The sequence below is a fragment of the Actinoplanes sp. NPDC049316 genome (assembly GCF_040677315.1).
Lineage (GTDB): Bacteria > Actinomycetota > Actinomycetes > Mycobacteriales > Micromonosporaceae > Actinoplanes.
In genome coordinates, this window is sequence record NZ_JBFAQM010000009.1 from 191679 (window position 1) to 208141 (window position 16463).

Annotated in this window: 19 protein-coding genes and 1 other RNA gene; 8 read left to right on the forward strand and 12 right to left on the reverse strand. The window is 70.7% G+C overall.

The window, feature by feature from the left end; translation table 11 throughout:
* Positions 1-271 precede the first annotated feature (271 nt).
* Together AB0K03_RS16900 and AB0K03_RS16905 are read right to left on the reverse strand one after the other, a co-directional pair.
* Positions 272-628 carry a hypothetical protein gene (locus tag AB0K03_RS16900; RefSeq protein WP_364685218.1) on the reverse strand — a complete coding sequence of 119 codons (357 nt, stop codon included), beginning with the start codon at positions 626-628 and terminating at the stop codon, positions 272-274.
* A gap of 104 nt (positions 629-732) precedes the next feature.
* Positions 733-963, reverse strand: a complete 231-nt coding sequence (locus tag AB0K03_RS16905; protein ID WP_364685220.1) for a hypothetical protein — start codon at positions 961-963, stop codon at positions 733-735.
* Between the two features lie 177 nt (positions 964-1140).
* Here AB0K03_RS16905 and AB0K03_RS16910 point away from each other — a divergent pair, with 177 nt between their 5' ends.
* Together AB0K03_RS16910 and AB0K03_RS16915 are read left to right on the forward strand one after the other, a co-directional pair.
* Entirely contained in the window at positions 1141-1590 is a 450-nt protein-coding gene (locus tag AB0K03_RS16910) for a MarR family transcriptional regulator (RefSeq protein WP_364685223.1), read from the forward strand.
* Between the two features lie 71 nt (positions 1591-1661).
* Entirely contained in the window at positions 1662-1949 is a 288-nt protein-coding gene (locus AB0K03_RS16915) for a hypothetical protein (protein WP_364685226.1), read from the forward strand.
* A gap of 24 nt (positions 1950-1973) precedes the next feature.
* Here AB0K03_RS16915 and AB0K03_RS16920 read toward each other — a convergent pair whose 3' ends face one another.
* The 5 genes from AB0K03_RS16920 to AB0K03_RS16940 all read right to left on the reverse strand — a co-directional run bounded on the left by AB0K03_RS16920 (position 1974) and on the right by AB0K03_RS16940 (position 7439).
* A complete protein-coding gene (locus tag AB0K03_RS16920; protein WP_364685229.1) occupies positions 1974-2666 on the reverse strand; it encodes a TetR family transcriptional regulator in 693 nt (230 codons plus the stop codon).
* Between the two features lie 77 nt (positions 2667-2743).
* Positions 2744-4306: a multicopper oxidase family protein gene (locus AB0K03_RS16925; protein ID WP_364685232.1), complete on the reverse strand. Its 1563-nt coding sequence runs from the start codon at positions 4304-4306 to the stop codon at positions 2744-2746.
* A 13-nt stretch (positions 4307-4319) separates the two neighbouring features.
* Positions 4320-5171, reverse strand: a complete 852-nt coding sequence (locus AB0K03_RS16930; RefSeq protein ID WP_364685235.1) for an ABC transporter permease — start codon at positions 5169-5171, stop codon at positions 4320-4322.
* A 30-nt stretch (positions 5172-5201) separates the two neighbouring features.
* Complete coding sequence (locus tag AB0K03_RS16935) at positions 5202-6215, reverse strand: ATP-binding cassette domain-containing protein (RefSeq protein ID WP_364685238.1); 1014 nt, start codon at positions 6213-6215, stop codon at positions 5202-5204.
* A 225-nt stretch (positions 6216-6440) separates the two neighbouring features.
* Complete coding sequence (locus AB0K03_RS16940; RefSeq protein WP_364685241.1) at positions 6441-7439, reverse strand: methyltransferase; 999 nt, start codon at positions 7437-7439, stop codon at positions 6441-6443.
* 177 nt (positions 7440-7616) lie between these two features.
* Here AB0K03_RS16940 and AB0K03_RS16945 point away from each other — a divergent pair, with 177 nt between their 5' ends.
* Genes AB0K03_RS16945 through AB0K03_RS16955 form a run of 3 tightly spaced genes read left to right on the forward strand, consistent with a single transcriptional unit; the run spans position 7617 to position 9463 of the window.
* Positions 7617-8315, forward strand: coding sequence for a nucleotidyltransferase domain-containing protein (locus tag AB0K03_RS16945; RefSeq protein ID WP_364685244.1), 699 nt, complete (start codon positions 7617-7619; stop codon positions 8313-8315).
* A 12-nt stretch (positions 8316-8327) separates the two neighbouring features.
* Positions 8328-8642, forward strand: a complete 315-nt coding sequence (locus AB0K03_RS16950) for a hypothetical protein (RefSeq protein ID WP_364685247.1) — start codon at positions 8328-8330, stop codon at positions 8640-8642.
* 20 nt (positions 8643-8662) lie between these two features.
* Entirely contained in the window at positions 8663-9463 is an 801-nt protein-coding gene (locus tag AB0K03_RS16955; protein ID WP_364685249.1) for a class I SAM-dependent methyltransferase, read from the forward strand.
* 10 nt (positions 9464-9473) lie between these two features.
* Here AB0K03_RS16955 and AB0K03_RS16960 read toward each other — a convergent pair whose 3' ends face one another.
* On the reverse strand, positions 9474-10013 hold the full coding sequence (locus AB0K03_RS16960; RefSeq protein ID WP_364685252.1) for an ATP-binding protein: 540 nt from the start codon (positions 10011-10013) through the stop codon (positions 9474-9476).
* 135 nt (positions 10014-10148) lie between these two features.
* Between AB0K03_RS16960 and AB0K03_RS16965 the strand changes: the two genes are divergently transcribed.
* Complete coding sequence (locus tag AB0K03_RS16965; protein ID WP_364685255.1) at positions 10149-10955, forward strand: hypothetical protein; 807 nt, start codon at positions 10149-10151, stop codon at positions 10953-10955.
* 131 nt (positions 10956-11086) lie between these two features.
* On the opposite strand, the gene rnpB is transcribed toward AB0K03_RS16965, so the two are convergent.
* An RNA gene (gene rnpB / locus AB0K03_RS16970) (RNase P RNA component class A) lies at positions 11087-11487 on the reverse strand.
* Positions 11488-11790: 303 nt separating this feature from the next.
* On the opposite strand from rnpB, the gene AB0K03_RS16975 reads away from it, so the two are divergent.
* Together AB0K03_RS16975 and AB0K03_RS16980 are read left to right on the forward strand one after the other, a co-directional pair.
* Positions 11791-12543: a sulfite exporter TauE/SafE family protein gene (locus tag AB0K03_RS16975; protein ID WP_364685257.1), complete on the forward strand. Its 753-nt coding sequence runs from the start codon at positions 11791-11793 to the stop codon at positions 12541-12543.
* Between the two features lie 65 nt (positions 12544-12608).
* Entirely contained in the window at positions 12609-13070 is a 462-nt protein-coding gene (locus AB0K03_RS16980; protein WP_364685260.1) for a MarR family transcriptional regulator, read from the forward strand.
* A gap of 34 nt (positions 13071-13104) precedes the next feature.
* Here AB0K03_RS16980 and mctP read toward each other — a convergent pair whose 3' ends face one another.
* The 3 genes from mctP to AB0K03_RS16995 all read right to left on the reverse strand — a co-directional run bounded on the left by mctP (position 13105) and on the right by AB0K03_RS16995 (position 16448).
* On the reverse strand, positions 13105-14757 hold the full coding sequence (gene mctP / locus AB0K03_RS16985) for a monocarboxylate uptake permease MctP (RefSeq protein ID WP_364685262.1): 1653 nt from the start codon (positions 14755-14757) through the stop codon (positions 13105-13107).
* A complete protein-coding gene (locus tag AB0K03_RS16990; RefSeq protein ID WP_364685265.1) occupies positions 14750-15004 on the reverse strand; it encodes a DUF3311 domain-containing protein in 255 nt (84 codons plus the stop codon). The genes mctP and AB0K03_RS16990 overlap by 8 nt, the downstream gene beginning before the upstream one ends.
* 145 nt (positions 15005-15149) lie before the next feature.
* Positions 15150-16448 (reverse strand): glycoside hydrolase family 18 protein, encoded by a 1299-nt coding sequence (locus tag AB0K03_RS16995; protein ID WP_364685268.1) that lies wholly within the window; start codon positions 16446-16448, stop codon positions 15150-15152.
* Between the last annotated feature and the right edge of the window lie 15 nt (positions 16449-16463).

Below are 16463 nucleotides of genomic sequence, written 5' to 3' on the forward strand. Positions count from 1 at the left end.
AGCGAGACATCGCTGCAGCTGAATGGCGTTCCGACGCCATTTCTGCGCCCGGCCGGCGGCACCGGCGGAACGGATCACCAAACTGTCGTACGGCCCCGGAGTCCCCGGCGAATTCATTCACGTGCCGTGCAACTTCGGTGCCGCGAAACGGGCTGCCGCGGCCGGCATCACACCGGCCGGGATTCCCGCTGTCCCGCTTTCCGTGTCGCGACAGCCGATTCCCTCGCACGGGGCCGGCTCGCACCGGGACGAGGCCGGGAGGGCAGCGGACCTACACCAGGACGGTCAGCGACTCGACCGCGTCCCGGGCGAAGTAGTAGACGGCGTGCCCCTGGTGCCGGACCAGCAGCCGGCCCACCCGCTCGCGATCGGCCCGGGACACCGGGACCACCAGCAGCGAATGCCCCTTGTGGAGGCCCTCGACGTACAAATTCATGATCGCCGCGTCGCCGCCCCAGTCGCGCAGCCGGCAGCGCTCGGGATGCTGTGGGCGTACCTCCGAAGGAGCGAAACCGGCCTCACGCAGCGACACCACCGCCGTCTGCGCGCACTGCTCGTCGGGGAAGAGGCCGGCGACGGCGTCCGCCGGCCGGGCCACGAACTCGGCGTTGTCCTGCGGGGTGGTCATGCTCGCCTCCTGGGGGAACGGCTTGCCCGCAGATTAGGGCGGCGGCCCGGTGTCCGGAACGCGGCAGCCGGATCCCCGACAGAAATGCATCACACAGCCGTTAGTCAGGTACGGCGCCCGGCCTCCCGCTCCAGCCGCTTGCGTTCGCGTTGCTCGCGGGTGTATTGCTTGCGCGCCTCGAGGTCGCGCTTCCATCCGTCACGCGCGTCCTGCTCGCAGCCGTGCACCGCGTTCGACGTCTGGGCCGGACCGATGAGCGACCGGAAGAACCAGTTGTCGAACGTCGCGTGGAACCAGCGCAGGAACCGGTTCTGTCCCGGGCTCGACGTCGGCATGCCCGCACTCCCTCGAATCGTTGGTGACCCAATAGTTGGTGCACCAATCGTTGTAGTCTAGCGGGCGAGCCGAGGAGAGCAGCAGTGAACCTTTTTCAACCGGGCATCGAGCCCGACGGCGCCGGGCCGGCGTCCGGCGAACGGCAGGGCCCGCCTCGCCACGTTGAAGAGAGTTCAGTGAGTGACCCGATCGACAACGTGGACCCGCTGGCCCTGGAACAGCAGATCTGCTTTGCCCTCTCGGTGGCGGCACGCAGCGTCGTGGCCGTCTACCGTCCACTGCTCGAGCCCATGGGCCTCACCCACCCGCAATACCTGGTGATGCTGGCGCTGTGGCAGCACGCGCCGCTGTCCGTACGCCGGCTCAGCGACCTGCTCGCCCTCGACCCGGGCACGCTGTCACCGCTGCTCAAGCGGCTGGAGGCGATCGGATACCTCGTCCGCGAGCGGGACCAGTCGGACGAGCGGAGCCTGGCGATCACGCTGACGCCCAAGGGCCGGGAGCTGCGCGCCGAGGCGGAGAAGATTCCACCGGCGGTAGTGCAGCGGCTGGGCCTGCCGATCGCGGACCTGCGGCGGCTGCACGCGGCGCTGACCGAGGTCATCGCGGCCGCCAAGCCGGCCTGATCCACACCCCTTGCAGTTAGATTCAGTCAGTGTAAACTTATCGCCACTGTAGAATCTGGAAGGGCGGGCCAATGGCTGTAGACGGCGCGTGGACAATCGCTTTCCGCACCCCCGGCGGGCCCGGCCGAGCCGAGATGGTTTTCAGGACCGACGGCGGTCGGCTGACCGGAACGTACGACGGCGTCGCTATTCAGGACGGCCACACCGACGGCAGGGAGCTCAGCTTCACGGCGCAGCTCGTCTCACCGTTCAAGGTGAAGATCAAGGCGTCGGCATCGGTCGACGGAGACACCATCACCGGTAGGGCCCGAGCCGGACTCATCACGATCCCCTTCACCGGCACCCGCACGGCGGCGTGACGGAACGGGCCGGCGGACGGGTGGTCAGCGCCCCGCCGGGACGCTGGGCGCGGCCACCAGACCGGCGAGCCCGGTGTCGATCAGGTCCGCGGCGCGCCGGACGTCCGCGGCGACCGTCTGCCGGATCTCGGCCGGGGTGCGGCCGGCGTCCAGGTGCCAGCTGAGGCTGGCGAACTGCACCCGCCACAGGCCCAGCAGGGCCGTGGCGGCGATCTGCGGCTCCGGGTCCTCGGCGCGCATTCCGAGTCGCTGGGCCAGCGTCTGAGCCGCTGCCGCGACGATCCGGTCGAGCACGCTGCTCTGGTACGTCCGGAGCGCGGGAGTGGTCCGGATGAGCTCCCCGAAGCGCCGGAACCCGTTGATCTGCGCGGCCGGGTCGGGATGGCCGTCGAGGGACTCCGTGAACCCCGCCACCTCCGCGTCGAGGATCCGCAGCATGGCCTGCACCGGTGGCACCGCCGGGTCGGCCAGGCCGGAGCTCACGGCCGACATCATCGTCTCCAGCCGGTCGAGGACCAGCGCCTCCTTGGTCGGGAAGTAGTTGAAGACGGTCTTCTCCGACACGCCGCACGCCTCGGCGACCTCCGCCACCTTGACCGCATCGAAGCCCCGGTCCATGAACATCCGGGCGGCGGTGTCGGCGAGCTGCCGGCGCATCAGACGCTTCTTGCGCTCGCGCAGTCCTTCGCCGGCCGCTCGGATGTCGGCGGTGGTCATCGCATCACCTCAGGCCAGTACGGAACGCGGTCCCGCGACGGAACTTACCGCAACGGTACGGCCCCTCGCCGGGCCGCTCACCGGTAGGTCAGCGTGGCCATCATGCCCATCGCCGTGTGGTACGTGTTGTGGCAGTGGTACATCCAGGCGCCCGGGTTCGTGGCGTCGAAGTCGATGCCGAGCGCCTGCCCCGGAAGCACGGTGACGGTGTCGCGCCGGGTGCCGGGGCCGGCGACGGCGAACGTGTGCCCGTGCAGGTGCATGGGGTGGAACACCTCGCTGTAGTTGACGACGGTGATGCGTACGCGTTCTCCTTTGTGGACGCGCATGGCCGTGTCGCCGGCGAGCTGCCAGGCGCCGGCCACACCCGCCTTGCCCATGCTGCCGGTGAGAAACATCCGGAATTCCCGATCGGGGTCGCGCCCCGCCAGGGTGGTGTGCGCCGCGGGACGCAGCCGGTCGTACGCCAGCGGTTCGCGGGCGAGCTCGCCCGGCCGGGTGCCGGCGGGCGGCGCACTGCGCACGGCGGCGTCGGTGGTACGCAGAACCGCGGCGGCTCCGCCCGGCTTGCCTTCCGCGGCGGCGTACACGGGCCACGCGCCGGAGCGGACGGTGACGGTGACGTCGTACCGCTCCCCCATGCCGATGATCAGGGTGGGCACGGTGACCGGTTCGACGCGCCAGCCGTCGGCGTGCGTGACGGTGAGCTCGTGACCGCCGACCGCGAACCGGTAGGCGGTGTCCGAGCCGGCGTTGATCAGCCGTAACCGCACCCGGTCGCCGGGTCCGGCCCGGAAGGTGTGGCGATCCGCGGGCGGCCTGCCGTTGAGCAGGTGCAGCGGGTAGGCGATGTGGCCGGCCAGCCCGCCGAGCGCCGACGAGATCATCGGTGCCGGCGGGAGCAGGCCGGAGGGTACGGCGCCCTGGCCCGCATGCGCCGCGCCGTGCATGCCGGCCATGCCCGGTGCGCCGCCGAGCCCGCCCAGAACCGCGTCCGGGGTGGCGCCGAGGCCGTCGAGCCAGTCGTCGAGGACGATGACCCGGTCGAGGTCGGCGCCGGGGTCGTCCGGGTCCTCGACGACGAGCGGCCCGTACAGGCCGCGATCGAGCTGGACGCCGTGGTGCGAGTGGTACCAGTAGGTGCCGGCGTCCGGGACCACGAAACTGGTCGTGTAGCGGGCGCCCGGTGCGATGGCGGGCTGGGTGAGGCCGGGAACCCCGTCGGAGGCGTTCCGGATGGCCAGACCGTGCCAGTGCACGGTGGTGGGGTCGGGGAGACGGTTGGTCACTGTGACGGCGAGCGTGTCGCCCCGCCGTACGCGGATCTCCGGTCCGGTCGCGCCGTTGCCGTAGGTCCAGGTGGCGGCACGCCGGCCGGCCAGGTCGACGGTCGCCGGCGCGGCGGTCAGGGTGATGCGGCGGAGGGCACCGCCGGCGCGCAACGGGGCGGTGGCCGGCGCGGCGTCACCTCCGGAGGGGCTGGGCAACGGCTCGGTGGCGGGGCGGGCCGGCGGGCGGGCCTGGCCCTGGTGGCCGATCGCCAGGCCTCCGGCGATGACACCGGCGGCGCCGAGGGCGCCGGCGGCGAGCAGCTTGCGCCGGCTGAGCGGCGCCGACGGTGGGCGTTCGTTGTCGGACACGGGTCCCTCCCGGTTATCGCGTTCGCCGGGCGAAGGCCCGCAGCGCGAGGGGCAGGCAGACGGCGATGAGGACGACGCAGTAGAGGACGGCGGCCGGGACGGGGTGTTCCAGCGGCCAGCTGCCTGTGGTGGTCGTGCCCTGGGTGAGGTGCCGCACCGCGGCGACGATCGCGGACAGCGGGTTGTACTCGCCGATGACCCGCGGGACGAGGCTCATGCCGGCGATCGGGACGAAGGTGCCGCCGAGGAACGCCAGCGGGAAGACGATGGCGAACCCGATGCCCTGCACGGCGTCGGGGCTGTCGAGCAGCATGCCCATGAGCACGCCGAACGTGGTGAACGCGAAGAGCCCGAGCAGGACCACGCCGATGAGCTGGGCGAGACCGGTGACGCTCAGATGGGGACGCCAGCCGAGCGCCAGGCCGACGCCCGCGACGATCACCATCCCGATGATCTGCTCGATCATCTGCCCGGCGATCTGCGCGGTGATGACGGCCAGACGGGTGATCGGCATCGACGTGAACCGGTCCACGACGCCGCTGGCGAAGTCGGTGGCCGTGGCGACGCCCGAGCCGATGACGCCGAAGGCGATCGACTGGGCGATCATGCCCGGCAGCAGGTAGTCCTGGTACCGCATGCCGGGGATGTGGATGGCGCTGCCGAAGACGTACAGGAACAGCAGCGTGAACATGATCGGCTGGAGGGTGACGTCGGAGAGGCGCATCGGGACCCGGGCGATCGTCCGGAGCCCGCGGGAGATCAGCAGGGCGGTCTCGCGCAGCGCGCGGAAGGCTACGGCCGGCCGGGGTGGCACGGGTTCCGCGGCCGCCGGCCAGGCGGTGGATTCGAGGATGAGAGTCGTCATGACGAGGTCCTTTCCGGCTGAGAGCGGCCGCTAGCGGCGGGCCGGTTGCGGGTCGGCCGGTCGCGCGGCGACCGGAGCGGATTCGGGTACGGCGGAACCGGCCGGCACGGAGCCGGTGAGGGCCAGGAAGACGTCGTCCAATGTGGGCCGCCGCAGCGCGATCTCGTCCACGGCGACGCCGGTGCCGCGTACGGCGGAGGTGATGTGCGCCAGGTCCTCCGCGGCGCGCGGGGCCGGGACGGAGACGGTCCGCCGCTCGGGCGCGCCGGTGACCGCGAAGCTCCCGCCCAGCGTGGCCAGCAGGGCCCGGAAGCCGTCGGTATCCGCCGCGATCACGTCCACCCGCTGCTCGCCGATCCGCTGCTTGAGCTCGGCGGGCGTGCCGCTCGCGACGGTACGGCCGTGGTCGACGAGGACGATGTGGTCGGCCAGGGCGTCGGCCTCGTCGAGGTACTGGGTGGTCAGCAGCACCGTGATCCCGGCCGCGACCAGGTCCCGTACGGTCGACCAGATCACCTGGCGGCTGCGCGGGTCGAGCCCGGTGGTGGGTTCGTCGAGGACCAGCAGCCGCGGCGGCACCACGAGCCCGGCCGCCAGATCCACCCGCCGCCGCTGGCCGCCCGACACCGACTTGACCACCCGGCCGGCGAACTCGCCGAGCTCGAACCGGTCGATGAGCCCGGACACGACCCGCTTCGCCGCGGCCCTGCGGTAGCCGCGGAGGCGGGCCGCCAGCATCAGGTTCTCGCGCGCCGTGAGGTTCTCCTCGAGCGCCGCGAACTGCCCGGTCAGGCTGATCACGGACCGGACGGCGTCCGGGTCTGCGCGTACGTCGTGGCCGAACACGTACGCCGTCCCCGAGGTGGGCCGCAGCAGGGTGGTCAGCATCCGGACGAGGGTCGTCTTGCCGGCGCCGTTCGGGCCGAGCACCGACACCACGGAACCGGCGGGGACCTCGAGGTCCACGGCGTCGACGGCGGTGAGGTCGCCGTACGTCTTGGTGAGCTGGTGGGTCTGGATCGCGAGCCCGGTGGAGACGTCCATGGGCATGCCTTTCTCTAGCCAACGTAAAAATACCGTAGCACGGTTTTTACGGTGGCTGAAGATTTTTTCGTCGATGGCGATGCCGCGGTCGGCGCGACCGTGTCCTCCTCGGGCTGCATACGACTCGGCCTCACCATGGACCGACGTGGCCGGCCTGCACGGCGCGATGATCGCGGTCGCGCGTTCGCGCCGGGGGCGTTCCGGCTCGCCCGGCGCTGCGACGACTCAGCGACGTCCGCTACGCAGCTCGATGATCATCCGCAATCCGGCGACCCGGACCGGTCCGAGCTCCAGCCCGGCCGCCCGGGCCAGCACACCGATCTGCCCGGGCGTGCGATTCCGGCCCCGCACATAACAGAGCATCCGCAGATCCCCCTCGGTGTCCGGCGGGCCGCCGTCGCCGTCCTCGATGACGATCACCCTGCCGTCGGCCCCGGCCGCCTCGGCACACCGCGTGAGGATCGTGGACGCCGCCTCGTCGTCCCAGTCGTGCAGGACGCCGGACAGCAGATAACCGCCGGCGCCGCCCGGAAGCGGCTCGAAGAAACTTCCGACCCGAGCCTCGGCCCGGCCGTCCAGCCCCGCGAACGCCTCCCTGGCACGCGCCACCGGACCGGCCAGGTCGACGACCGTGCCGCGCAAGCCGGGATGGGCCCGCAGCAGCGCGATCAGCAGCGTGCCGTTACCTCCGCCCACATCGACCACGTGCCCCAGGTCGCCCCACGGATACGCAGCGGCGACCACGTCGCCGTCGACGAGCCGGGACCCCATCAGAGCGTCGAACGACGCGGCCAGGACCGGGTCGGCCGCCAGATCCTCCCAGTACGGCCGGCCGAACTGCCGCGGATAGGCGGCCTCACCGGTGCGCACCGTGTGCAGCAACTGACCGAAACACAGGTCGGCCCGGCCGATCGCACCCTCCAGATCGAGCCAGGCCCGGGCGCCGTCCGGATGATCGTCGCGGAGCTGCTCCCCCAGGTCGGTGAGGACGAAAGCGCCATGTTCGGTACGGGCGAGGACGCCGGCGGTCACCAGGTGATTCATCAACCGCGTGAGGGCGTCCGGATCAGCGTGCGTGGCCGGGGCCAGAGCTTCGACCGTACGCGTGCCCGCGGCGATGTGATCCGCCAAGCGCAACGTCGCCGCGACGCGGATCGCCATCGGGGTCATCAGGTCGGCGGCGGCCCAGATGCCGCCACCCCAGCCGGTCTTCTCCTCGGCCATGGCCGCTCCCCCGATAGCCAGTCCATCCAGGGGGAAGAGTACGCACAACCGAGCCACCAGGGCGATATCGGCGGCCCGCAATTCCGATACCTCACCGCTCGATCGCCCCTCACCGACCGGTTGCCGATCGGCGGAAATACGCTTTGCTCACCGCCACGCGCCTTACAAGCTGGGCGCATGGATCGCGATCCCCTGGCCGACGCGCGCAACCTCGTCGCCGAGCTGTTTCCCCGGAACCGGTGGGCTCTGCTCGCGGGCAGCGTCACCACCGCCCAGCGCACCGCGGGCTCGGATCTCGACATCGTCGTCGTCCTGCCCGAGGGCGACCGGCAAGTCCCGCACCGCGACTCCCGCCGCTACCGCGGCTGGCCGGTCGAACTGTTCGTCCACGACGAGCAGTCACTCGTCCACTACCTGACCAAAGACCTCCCGGGCCGCCGGCCGGTCATGCACCGCATGGTGGCCACCGGCGTCCCGATATCAGGCGACCCACGGCAATGGCAGACCCGGTGCGCGGCCGTCCTCGCCGCGGGACCGGCTCCCCTGCCTCCTCACGAACGCGACCGGGCCCGCTATCACCTCACCGACCTGCTCGACGACCTCGTCCACGCCGGCGACCCCGGTGAACGGACGGTCATCGCCACCACGGCGTGGACGTCGGTCGCGCACCAGGCGCTCGCCCTGGCAGACCACTGGACCGGTACCAGCAAGTGGCTCCTCCGCGAACTCCGCGACCTCGACGAAGGCCTCGCCGGACGATGGCTGGAAGCCCATGACGACGTCACCGCGATCGAAGCCCTCATCCGAGAGGTCCTCGACCAGCACGGCGGACCACTCTTCGACGGCTACCACGTAGCCGGATCCTCGGAGCGGTAGCGAGATGCAGCCGTGAAACCACCGCAACCCACAACGGTCCAGATCTACTGCCGCCTGACAGTGACCGTCCACGACGCCGAGGCCGTCACGAACCTCGCCGTCGAGCGTCTCCGCGCCGCCGACATCGACTGGTCCGCGGAGGAGGACGACCTACAGACGGCGGCCGATGAGCTCAAGGCGGATCTGCTGAACTCCCTGGCCGGTCTCGCCGAACCCGACCGCGTGCTCGCCGGCGTTCCCGGCGTCACCGCGAGGGGCAGCCGCGTCTGGGCGGAGTCCGGCGAGCCGGACCCCCGCTTCCAGCCGGGCTTCCACGAGCGTCCCTGACGCGGCGTACGTTCTTGGTCGTGGCCGATGACAGCTGGTCAAGCCCCGAACTGGTCGCGCGGTTCGCGGACGACGCGTACGCGACCGTGAAGGGCTACGTGCGCACGTACGTCCTGCATCACCACCTGCTGGACCACCTGCCGCCGCCACCCGCCCGCGTGCTCGATGTCGGCGGCGGGGCCGGCCACCAGTCGTTCCCGCTGGCCGAAGCCGGCTACGACGTGACCGTCCTCGACTCCTCCCCCGCGATGCTGGGCAAGGCCCGGCAGCGACTCGGCACGCTTCCGGACGACGTCCAGCGACGGGTGACGCTCCTGGAGGCCGACGGCGAGAACGCGTACGAGGCAGTGCACGGCGAACGCTTCGCCGCGGTGTTGTGCCACGGCGTCCTCGGATACCTGGAGCGGCCCGAGCCGATGCTCGACCAGCTGTGCCGGTGCGCCGTCCCCGGCGGCATCGTCTCGATCATGACGGGGAACGCCAAGGCCGCAGCGGTACGGCCGGCCCTGGAGCGACGCTGGGACGACGCCCTCGCCTCGTTCGACAGCAGGACCGAGATCGGTGTGCTCGGGGTGCCGGGCCGGGCCGACACGGTGGAGGAACTCAGCGCGCACCTCGCCGGCCAGGGCGTCGAGCCGGTGCGCTGGTACGGCGTCTGGCTGTTCGTCGACTGGCTCGAGTTCAGCGGGACCACCCTGGATCCCAGCGACCCCCAGCAGGTGGCGGCGACGGCAGCGGTCGAGCTCGAAGCGAGCCGGCGAGACCCGTACCGGCAGCTCAGCCGCGTCTTCCACCTCGTCGGCCGAAGGAGTGCCGGCTAGCAGGTTCGCGTCAGCGAACCGACGGCGGCCAGCGGCGTCCGCGCCAGTCGTCCCAGGTCGCGAATCCAGCCGGCGGGGCGTCAACGGCTTCAGTGCCGTCGAGTTCGCCCGGCGTCGGAACCTCGATGCGGGCGGCCCACTCCACGAGCTCGTCGTCGGACATGGGCCACGTCGTATGCGGCGCTTCGGCTTGCCGCCGCTCCAGTCGTCGCCGCTGCTCCGCCACGCTGACCGCGAAGTAGTACATCTCCACCGTCGCGCCCCGGTCAGCCGCCGCCTGGCGCAGAGCGGAACGCTCGTCCCGGCTCCACAGCCCGTAGTCGATCACGACGTTGTTACCCAGCTCCAGGGCACGCAGCCCGATCTGGATGAGCCGTCCCTCGATCACGTCCCCGGCCGCCGGCGGGTTCTCGTGGCCGTAGAGCGCCTTCACCCACTCGTCCTTCGTGAGACGAAGCGCTTCCCGCTCGACCTCGATGCGCCGGGCTGCCGTGGTCTTTCCCGTACCCGGGAGTCCCACGGTCAGGAACAGCGTCGCTTGCCTCATCATCTCCCGCTTCCGACCGCACTCAAGGCCGTCTGTTCGTCCACCCCGCAAGCACCGACGCCATGAGGGGAAAGTGCCGAGACAAGGGTCACAGCGTACGGGCCTCAGTCCTACCGGTTGCCCGTCGACTGGTGGCCCATGCCTAACCTGAACGAGTCGGCCGTGCACGGCCGGCGACGCTTCCTCACGCTGCTGGGCGCGGGCGCAGGAGCCCTCGCCGTGGCGGCTTCGACGACCCTCTCGGCGCCCGCCATGGCCGCCGTGCCGGTCACCACCTCCGGCACCGACCTGGCCGGCTGGACCACTGTCGTCGGTGACGGCCTCTACGCAGCGGCCGGCCAGGCGCCGGTGAACGCCGCCGACATCACCACCGAGCACCGCGGTGCCGATTCCCGGCTGCGCGCCAACATCCTCAACCGCGGCATCATGGCGCACAACATCACCTACAAGCCGGTCACGGACCCGTCCATGATGACGCTCGTCCACCAGGCCGCCTACTCCTTCCAGATGCCCTTCGTGCCGACCACGGCCGGCGGCCCCCGTAACGCCCAGACCGTCGAGGGTGGCCTGTTCGTCTGGGACGGCGCGAACACCCGCGTCGACCACGGCACCGCGTTCCAGTGGGTGCTGAACCCGTGGGACGCGAACTTCGGCAAGATCAGGGTATGGACCGGCAGCGCCTGGCAGGCGGCCGGCTACCTGAAGCCGGACACGGCCTGGCACCGGGTCACCTTCCTCGTGGACCCGGTCGGCCAGCGGGTGGAGCTCTCCATCGACGGCACCCCGATCGCGGCGCCCTACTCCCGGACGCCCAAGAACGGTTGGGGCACCGAGGTCGCGGCGCGCCTGCAGGCCGAGGCGATCTCCCTCTACCCCGGCTCCACGGCCACCTGGGGCCCGCAGCACGAGGTGCTGATCAAGGACTGGACCTGGACCCGGCAGTAGCACTGCCCGACATCGCTTCACCCATGAAGGCCCGGGGTTCGCAGCCCCGGGCCTTCGACCTGGGCGCCCGCATGCCGCGTTCTTCGCCGCATGCCGGCGACGAACGAACGCCGGCTGATTCAGGAGGGTGACGGACGAGTCGGCCTGTACGCCGGATTCTGTCCGCGGCGATCTCTCGCCGCTGGGCGGTCATCCATCTCGGCCTGCCGTTGCCGGCAGGCTCTTGCGGCCTACCCGCAGGCTCGGGCGAGCAGCCCTCGGACGCCTGCGCCGGTCGCTGCCTTGCGGCGGCGGCCTTTCTTGGCCTTGCTCCGGGTGGGGTTTACCGAGCCACCCCGGTCGCCCGGGGTGCTGGTGGGCTCTTACCCCACCGTTTCACCCTTACCGGCCCGTGGGCCGGCGGTCTGTTTTCTGTGGCACTTTCCCGCGGGTCACCCCGGGTTGCCGTTAGCAACCACCCTGCTCTGCGGAGTCCGGACGTTCCTCGGCGGCATCCGATCAAGGGTGCCGACGCGACCGCCCAGCCGACTCGTCCGTCGCCGTCATCCTACGGCAGCGACCGGTCCGCGCCCGCAGGCGGCGCACCTGCCGCCGGGCGGGCGCGCGGGCACGAGGCCCGGCGCAGCGGGCAAAGGCTGCCCGCGGGCGGAACGGCGAGGCCCCGGAGAGGCGGCAGGCAGAGCGGCGAGAGAGAAGGCGGCGGGCCGAGGCGGGAGAGAAAGGCAGACGCCGGCGGCCCGCGGGGCGGGCGAGTGGGCACCCCCGGCGGGAAAGATCCCGGACCTGCCGGCCCGGCGGGAAAGCGTCGGGCCGTCGCCGTAGATTCTTTCGCATCATGGATGTGGGACACGTTCTTCTGCTGCTCGCCGCCGGTCTGGTCGCGGGCGCCGTCAATGCGTTGGCCGGCGGCGGGTCGCTGATCACGTTTCCGAGTCTCATCGGGGTGGGGTTGCCGAGCGTTGCCGCGAACGTCACGAATTCGGTGGCTGTGTTTCCGGGGTACGTGTCCAGTGTTGTGGGCAGCCGCGCGGATCTGCGGGGGCAGTGGCGGCGGCTGGTGTCGCTGGTGCCGGTGTGTGTGGCCGGGTCCGCCGGTGGCTGTGCGTTGCTGCTCGGGACGCCCGCGCGGGCGTTCGATGTGATCGTGCCGTTTCTGGTGCTGGGGGCGGCCGCCACGCTGGGGTTTCAGGATCGGTTGCGGGCGCTGGTGGGGCATGCGAGCCGGCGGCGGCGGGGTGTGTTGCCGGTCGTGGTGTTCGTGGGGGCCGTGTACGGGGGTTACTTCGGCGCCGCCCTGGGGGTGATGTACGTGGCCGCCCTCGCGCTGGTGCTGGACGAGACCTTGAACCGGATCAACGCGTTGAAGAATGTGCTGTCCGCCTGTGTCGGGCTGGTGACCGTGGTGGTGTTCTCCGTGTTCGCGCCGATCCATTGGGGGGCTGTGCTGGTGGTGGCGCCCGCGACGGTGGTGGGCGGGTACGCGGGGGCGCGGCTGGCACGGCGTTTGCCGGCAAAGGTGTTGAAGGTACTTATTGTCACGTTCGGCGGGTTGATCGGATTGGTGCTGCTGTGGCGGGCCTTCCGTTGAGAATGGCTGTCAGCGATCCCCCAGCCGCACCGATCACAATGCCGGGGACGACAAGGGACGGACACATGGCGAACGACGAAGCGGCGCTCGGCGTCATCGAGACGCAGGTGGCGATGCTCATCCGGCTGGGTGAGGCGACCCGGCGCAGTTCACCGCGGCCGCACCGGGCGCTGGACCGCGCCGCGTACGTGATTCTGCGCCTGCTCAAGGAGTCCGGGCCGCAGAACGTCTCCGCCGTCGCGCACCGCCTGAACCTCGACGGCTCGACGGTGACCCGGCAGGTGAGCGCCATGCACCGCGACGGCCTGGTCGAGCGGACCCCGGACCCGGACGACGGGCGGGGCACGGTCATCGCCGCGACCGAGCGGGGGCTCTCGCAGGTGGACGCGGTCGCGAAGGCGCGGCGGGAGCTGTACGACGTGGTGCTCAAGGACTGGACGAGCCACGAGCGCAAGGAGCTGGCCGGCGTCCTCGAGCGGCTCACGCGGGACATGGACTCGTACATCAAAGGCCGCGGCCTCGGATAGGACGTCCGAGGCCGCGGCAGGATGAGGGAGCGGGTCAGGTCGAGGAGGCGATCGGGTCCGCGTCGGGGGTCGTACGGGCTTTCTCGAGGCGCGGGTCGCCCTCGTCGGCGAAGTAGTCGTCCGGGGTGGTGTGGTCCATGCCGTCCGGGGTCTTCGCGGCTCGCAGGATCAGCGTCACGACGACCGCCACGAGCAGGTTGACCGCGACCGCCACGAAGCCCACGTAGATGGTCTTCTGACTGTCGAAGCCCAGGTCGGACAGCAGGAAGGCCGAACCGCCGAAGTGCTTGCGGCCGGTCGCGGCGTTCGGGATGTTGTAGAGCATCCACATGCCCATGGCCATGCCGGCCGCCCAGCCGGCGATCAGCGCCCAGCGGTGCAGCCAGCGGATGAACAGGCCGAGCGCCACCGCGGGCCCGGTCTGCAGGATGATGATGCCGCCGATGAGCTGCAGGTCGATGGAGAACTGCGGGTCGAGGAAGATGATGCAGGCGACCGCGCCGACCTTGACCACCAGCGACGTGATCTTGGAGACGTTGGCCTCCTGCGCCGGGGTCGCGTCCTTCTTCAGGTATTCCTTGTAGATGTTTCGGGTGAACAGGTTCGCCGCCGCGATCGACATGATGGCCGCCGGGACCAGCGCGCCGATGCCGATGGCCGCGAACGCGACGCCCGCGAACCAGGACGGGAACTGCTGGTCGAACAGCAGCGGCACCACCGTGTTGCTGTCCACGCTGCCGGCCTTGGCGCCGGGCAGCGGCTTGACGCCGGCCGAGATCGCCATGTAGCCGAGCAGGGCGATCAGGCCCAGCAGCAGACTGTACGCGGGCAGCGCCGACATGTTCCGCTTGATGACGTTGCGGTTCTTGCTGGCCAGCACGCCCGTGATGCTGTGCGGGTAGAGGAACAGCGCGAGCGCCGAGCCGAGCGCCAGGGTGATGTACTGGAGCTGGTTGTTGGCGTTGAGGATGATGCCGTCGCCGGGCGCCTTCGAGGCCTGGAACTTCGCGTTCGCGTCGTCGAAGATGCTGCCCCAGCCGCCCAGCTTGTACGGCAGGTAGAGCACCGCCACGATGATCACGATGTAGATCAGCGTGTCCTTGACGAACGCGATCAGCGCCGGGGCGCGCAGGCCGGACTGGTACGTGTACGCGGCCAGGATCGCGAACGCGATGATGATCGGCAGGTGCCGGGCGAAGGCGCTCTCCCCCGTCACGCCCATCGTCTTGAGCACGGCCTCGATGCCGACCAGCTGCAGCGCGATGTACGGCATGGTCGCCACGATCCCGGTGATCGCCACGAGCAGGGCGAGCAGCGGCGAGTCGAAGCGGGAGCGGACGAAGTCGGCCGGGGTGACGAAGCCGTGCCGGTGCGACACCGACCAGAGCCGGATGAGGATCAGGAAGAACAGCGGGTAGATGACCACCGTGTACGGCACCGCGAAGAACCCGGCGGCACCGGCACCGAAGATCAGCGCCGGCACGGCGACGAAGGTGTACGCCGTGTAGAGGTCGCCGCCGACCAGGAACCAGGTGATCCAGCCGCCGAAGCTGCGCCCGCCCAGCCCCCACTCGTCGAGGTGCGCCATGTCCTTCGGGGCGCGCCACCGGGCAGCCACGAAGCCCATGCCGCTGACCAGCAGGAAGAGCAGCGTGAAGATGACGATCTCGGTGATGTGGTCACTCATCGACGGCCTCCCGGGTCTCGGGCGCGGACACCCGCGTGGGCCGCTTGGTCATCTGGTAGACCAGCGAGGTCGTGGCGACGCCGACGAAGATGAAGAGGAACTGCAACCAGTAGAACGCCGGGAACCCCCACAGCCGCGGCGAGTCGCGGTTGAACAGCGGGGTCACCAGGGGCAGGACGATGGGGATGAGGAGCAGCCAGTACCAGGGGCTGCGGTCACTGCGCGGGGACCGTACCGGTTCCGTCATGGGTGGGATCCTCCTGATCGGAGTGAATGACGGTTATCGGCCGCACGTTACCGAGACGTTTCACAGCGAAGTCACAGTGGAGATCACCTTGCGCCGAACGGCAAGGGTGGTGCGCCGAACGGCACACCACCCTTGCGTACGGTGATCAGTGCCGCCAGGGCGACCAGAGACCGGCCGAGATCGTACGGGTCAGCGACGCGTTCTCGTCGTCGCCGTCGAGCGACCACATCATCGCCCCGCCCAGCCCCTGCGCCCGGATGTACGCCGTCTTCTGCAGGATCTGCGCCGGGTCGTCGTACGTCCAGAAGGTGGTGCCGTCGAAGAGCCAGGAGTGCCCGGCCCGCCAGTCGCGGTGCACGGTGTAGCCCTGGGCGGGCAGGTTCTTGAGGACCTTGTAGTCCTCGGTGCCGACGGCGAAGGTGCCGGGCGCGCCGCCCGCGGCCGGGGCGAACAGGCCGTTGCCACCGCCGGTCACGCCGGTCCAGCCCTGGCCGTAGTACGGGATGCCGAGCACGAGCTTGCCGCTCGGCGCACCCCGGTCCCGCCACGCGCCGATCGCGACCTCGACGGAGAAGTCGGGGTTGTCCGGCGCGCCCTTGGGCACGCGCAGAGCGGACTGCTGGTTCGTCCGGGCCTCCCACGAGCCGTGGAAGTCGTAGCCCTGGACCGTACCGAAGTCGAGGTACTTGAAGATCTTCGGCTCGAAGCCCGCGTCGATCTTGGCGGGGGCGGCCGGCAGGAAGGCGGTGAGGTCGTAGTGCCGCTTCGTCGTGCGCGACAGCTTGTCCAGCTGCTTGCGGAACTCGGCGGTCAGCTTGGTGAAGTTCTGCTTGTCCTCGGGCCGGATCACGTTACCGGCGTTGCCTTCCGAGCCGGGCCATTCCCAGTCGAGGTCGATGCCGTCGAAGATGCCGGCGGCGACGCCCGCGGACAGCCCCGGCAGGTTGCCCTTGATCCACAGGTCCACGCAGGAGCTGACGAGCTTCTGCCGCGACGCGTCGGTGAGCGCGGCGTCGGAGAAGTGCGCCGAGCCGGTCCAGCCGCCGAGCGAGATCAGCACCCGCAGGTCCGGGTTCTTCTTCTTGAGCTCGGCGAGCTGGTTGAGGTTGCCGGCGATCGGCTGGCCCGGCACGTCGGCCACGCCGTCGACGCTGAGCTCCGCGGAGAACGGCGTCTGCCAGTCCGCCCACGGGTCGGCCGATTCGCAGACGCCGGCCGCCGTGACCGGCCCGAACGCGTAGTTGAGGTGGGTGAGCCGGGCGGCGGCGCCGGACTTCTCCACCTTGGCGAGCTGAAAGTCCCGGCCGTAGATCCCCCACTGGGTGAAGTACCCGACCTTGACGTACGGCTTCTTCCCGTGCGCCTGGGCCGTGCCCGGTGCGGCGGTGACGCCGACCAGGACGGCCGCGGCGACGGCGAGGAAGCGACGGGTGTGTCCGCGCATGAAGCCCTCCAGGGG

What these genes read in the sequence shown, in the direction of transcription:
- AB0K03_RS16945 (WP_364685244.1), top strand. Translation starts at nt 7,617, where the DNA reads ATGGATCGCGATCCCCTGGCCGACGCGCGCAACCTCGTCGCCGAGCTG.
- AB0K03_RS16940 (WP_364685241.1), bottom strand. Translation starts at nt 7,439, where the DNA reads ATGGCCGAGGAGAAGACCGGCTGGGGTGGCGGCATCTGGGCCGCCGCC.
- AB0K03_RS16905 (WP_364685220.1), bottom strand. Translation starts at nt 963, where the DNA reads ATGCCGACGTCGAGCCCGGGACAGAACCGGTTCCTGCGCTGGTTCCAC.
- AB0K03_RS16900 (WP_364685218.1), bottom strand. Translation starts at nt 628, where the DNA reads ATGACCACCCCGCAGGACAACGCCGAGTTCGTGGCCCGGCCGGCGGAC.
- AB0K03_RS16920 (WP_364685229.1), bottom strand. Translation starts at nt 2,666, where the DNA reads ATGACCACCGCCGACATCCGAGCGGCCGGCGAAGGACTGCGCGAGCGC.
- AB0K03_RS16965 (WP_364685255.1), top strand. Translation starts at nt 10,149, where the DNA reads ATGCCTAACCTGAACGAGTCGGCCGTGCACGGCCGGCGACGCTTCCTC.
- AB0K03_RS16930 (WP_364685235.1), bottom strand. Translation starts at nt 5,171, where the DNA reads ATGACGACTCTCATCCTCGAATCCACCGCCTGGCCGGCGGCCGCGGAA.
- mctP (WP_364685262.1), bottom strand. Translation starts at nt 14,757, where the DNA reads ATGAGTGACCACATCACCGAGATCGTCATCTTCACGCTGCTCTTCCTG.
- AB0K03_RS16995 (WP_364685268.1), bottom strand. Translation starts at nt 16,448, where the DNA reads ATGCGCGGACACACCCGTCGCTTCCTCGCCGTCGCCGCGGCCGTCCTG.
- AB0K03_RS16935 (WP_364685238.1), bottom strand. Translation starts at nt 6,215, where the DNA reads ATGGACGTCTCCACCGGGCTCGCGATCCAGACCCACCAGCTCACCAAG.
- AB0K03_RS16980 (WP_364685260.1), top strand. Translation starts at nt 12,609, where the DNA reads ATGGCGAACGACGAAGCGGCGCTCGGCGTCATCGAGACGCAGGTGGCG.
- AB0K03_RS16960 (WP_364685252.1), bottom strand. Translation starts at nt 10,013, where the DNA reads ATGATGAGGCAAGCGACGCTGTTCCTGACCGTGGGACTCCCGGGTACG.
- AB0K03_RS16975 (WP_364685257.1), top strand. Translation starts at nt 11,791, where the DNA reads ATGGATGTGGGACACGTTCTTCTGCTGCTCGCCGCCGGTCTGGTCGCG.
- AB0K03_RS16915 (WP_364685226.1), top strand. Translation starts at nt 1,662, where the DNA reads ATGGCTGTAGACGGCGCGTGGACAATCGCTTTCCGCACCCCCGGCGGG.
- AB0K03_RS16990 (WP_364685265.1), bottom strand. Translation starts at nt 15,004, where the DNA reads ATGACGGAACCGGTACGGTCCCCGCGCAGTGACCGCAGCCCCTGGTAC.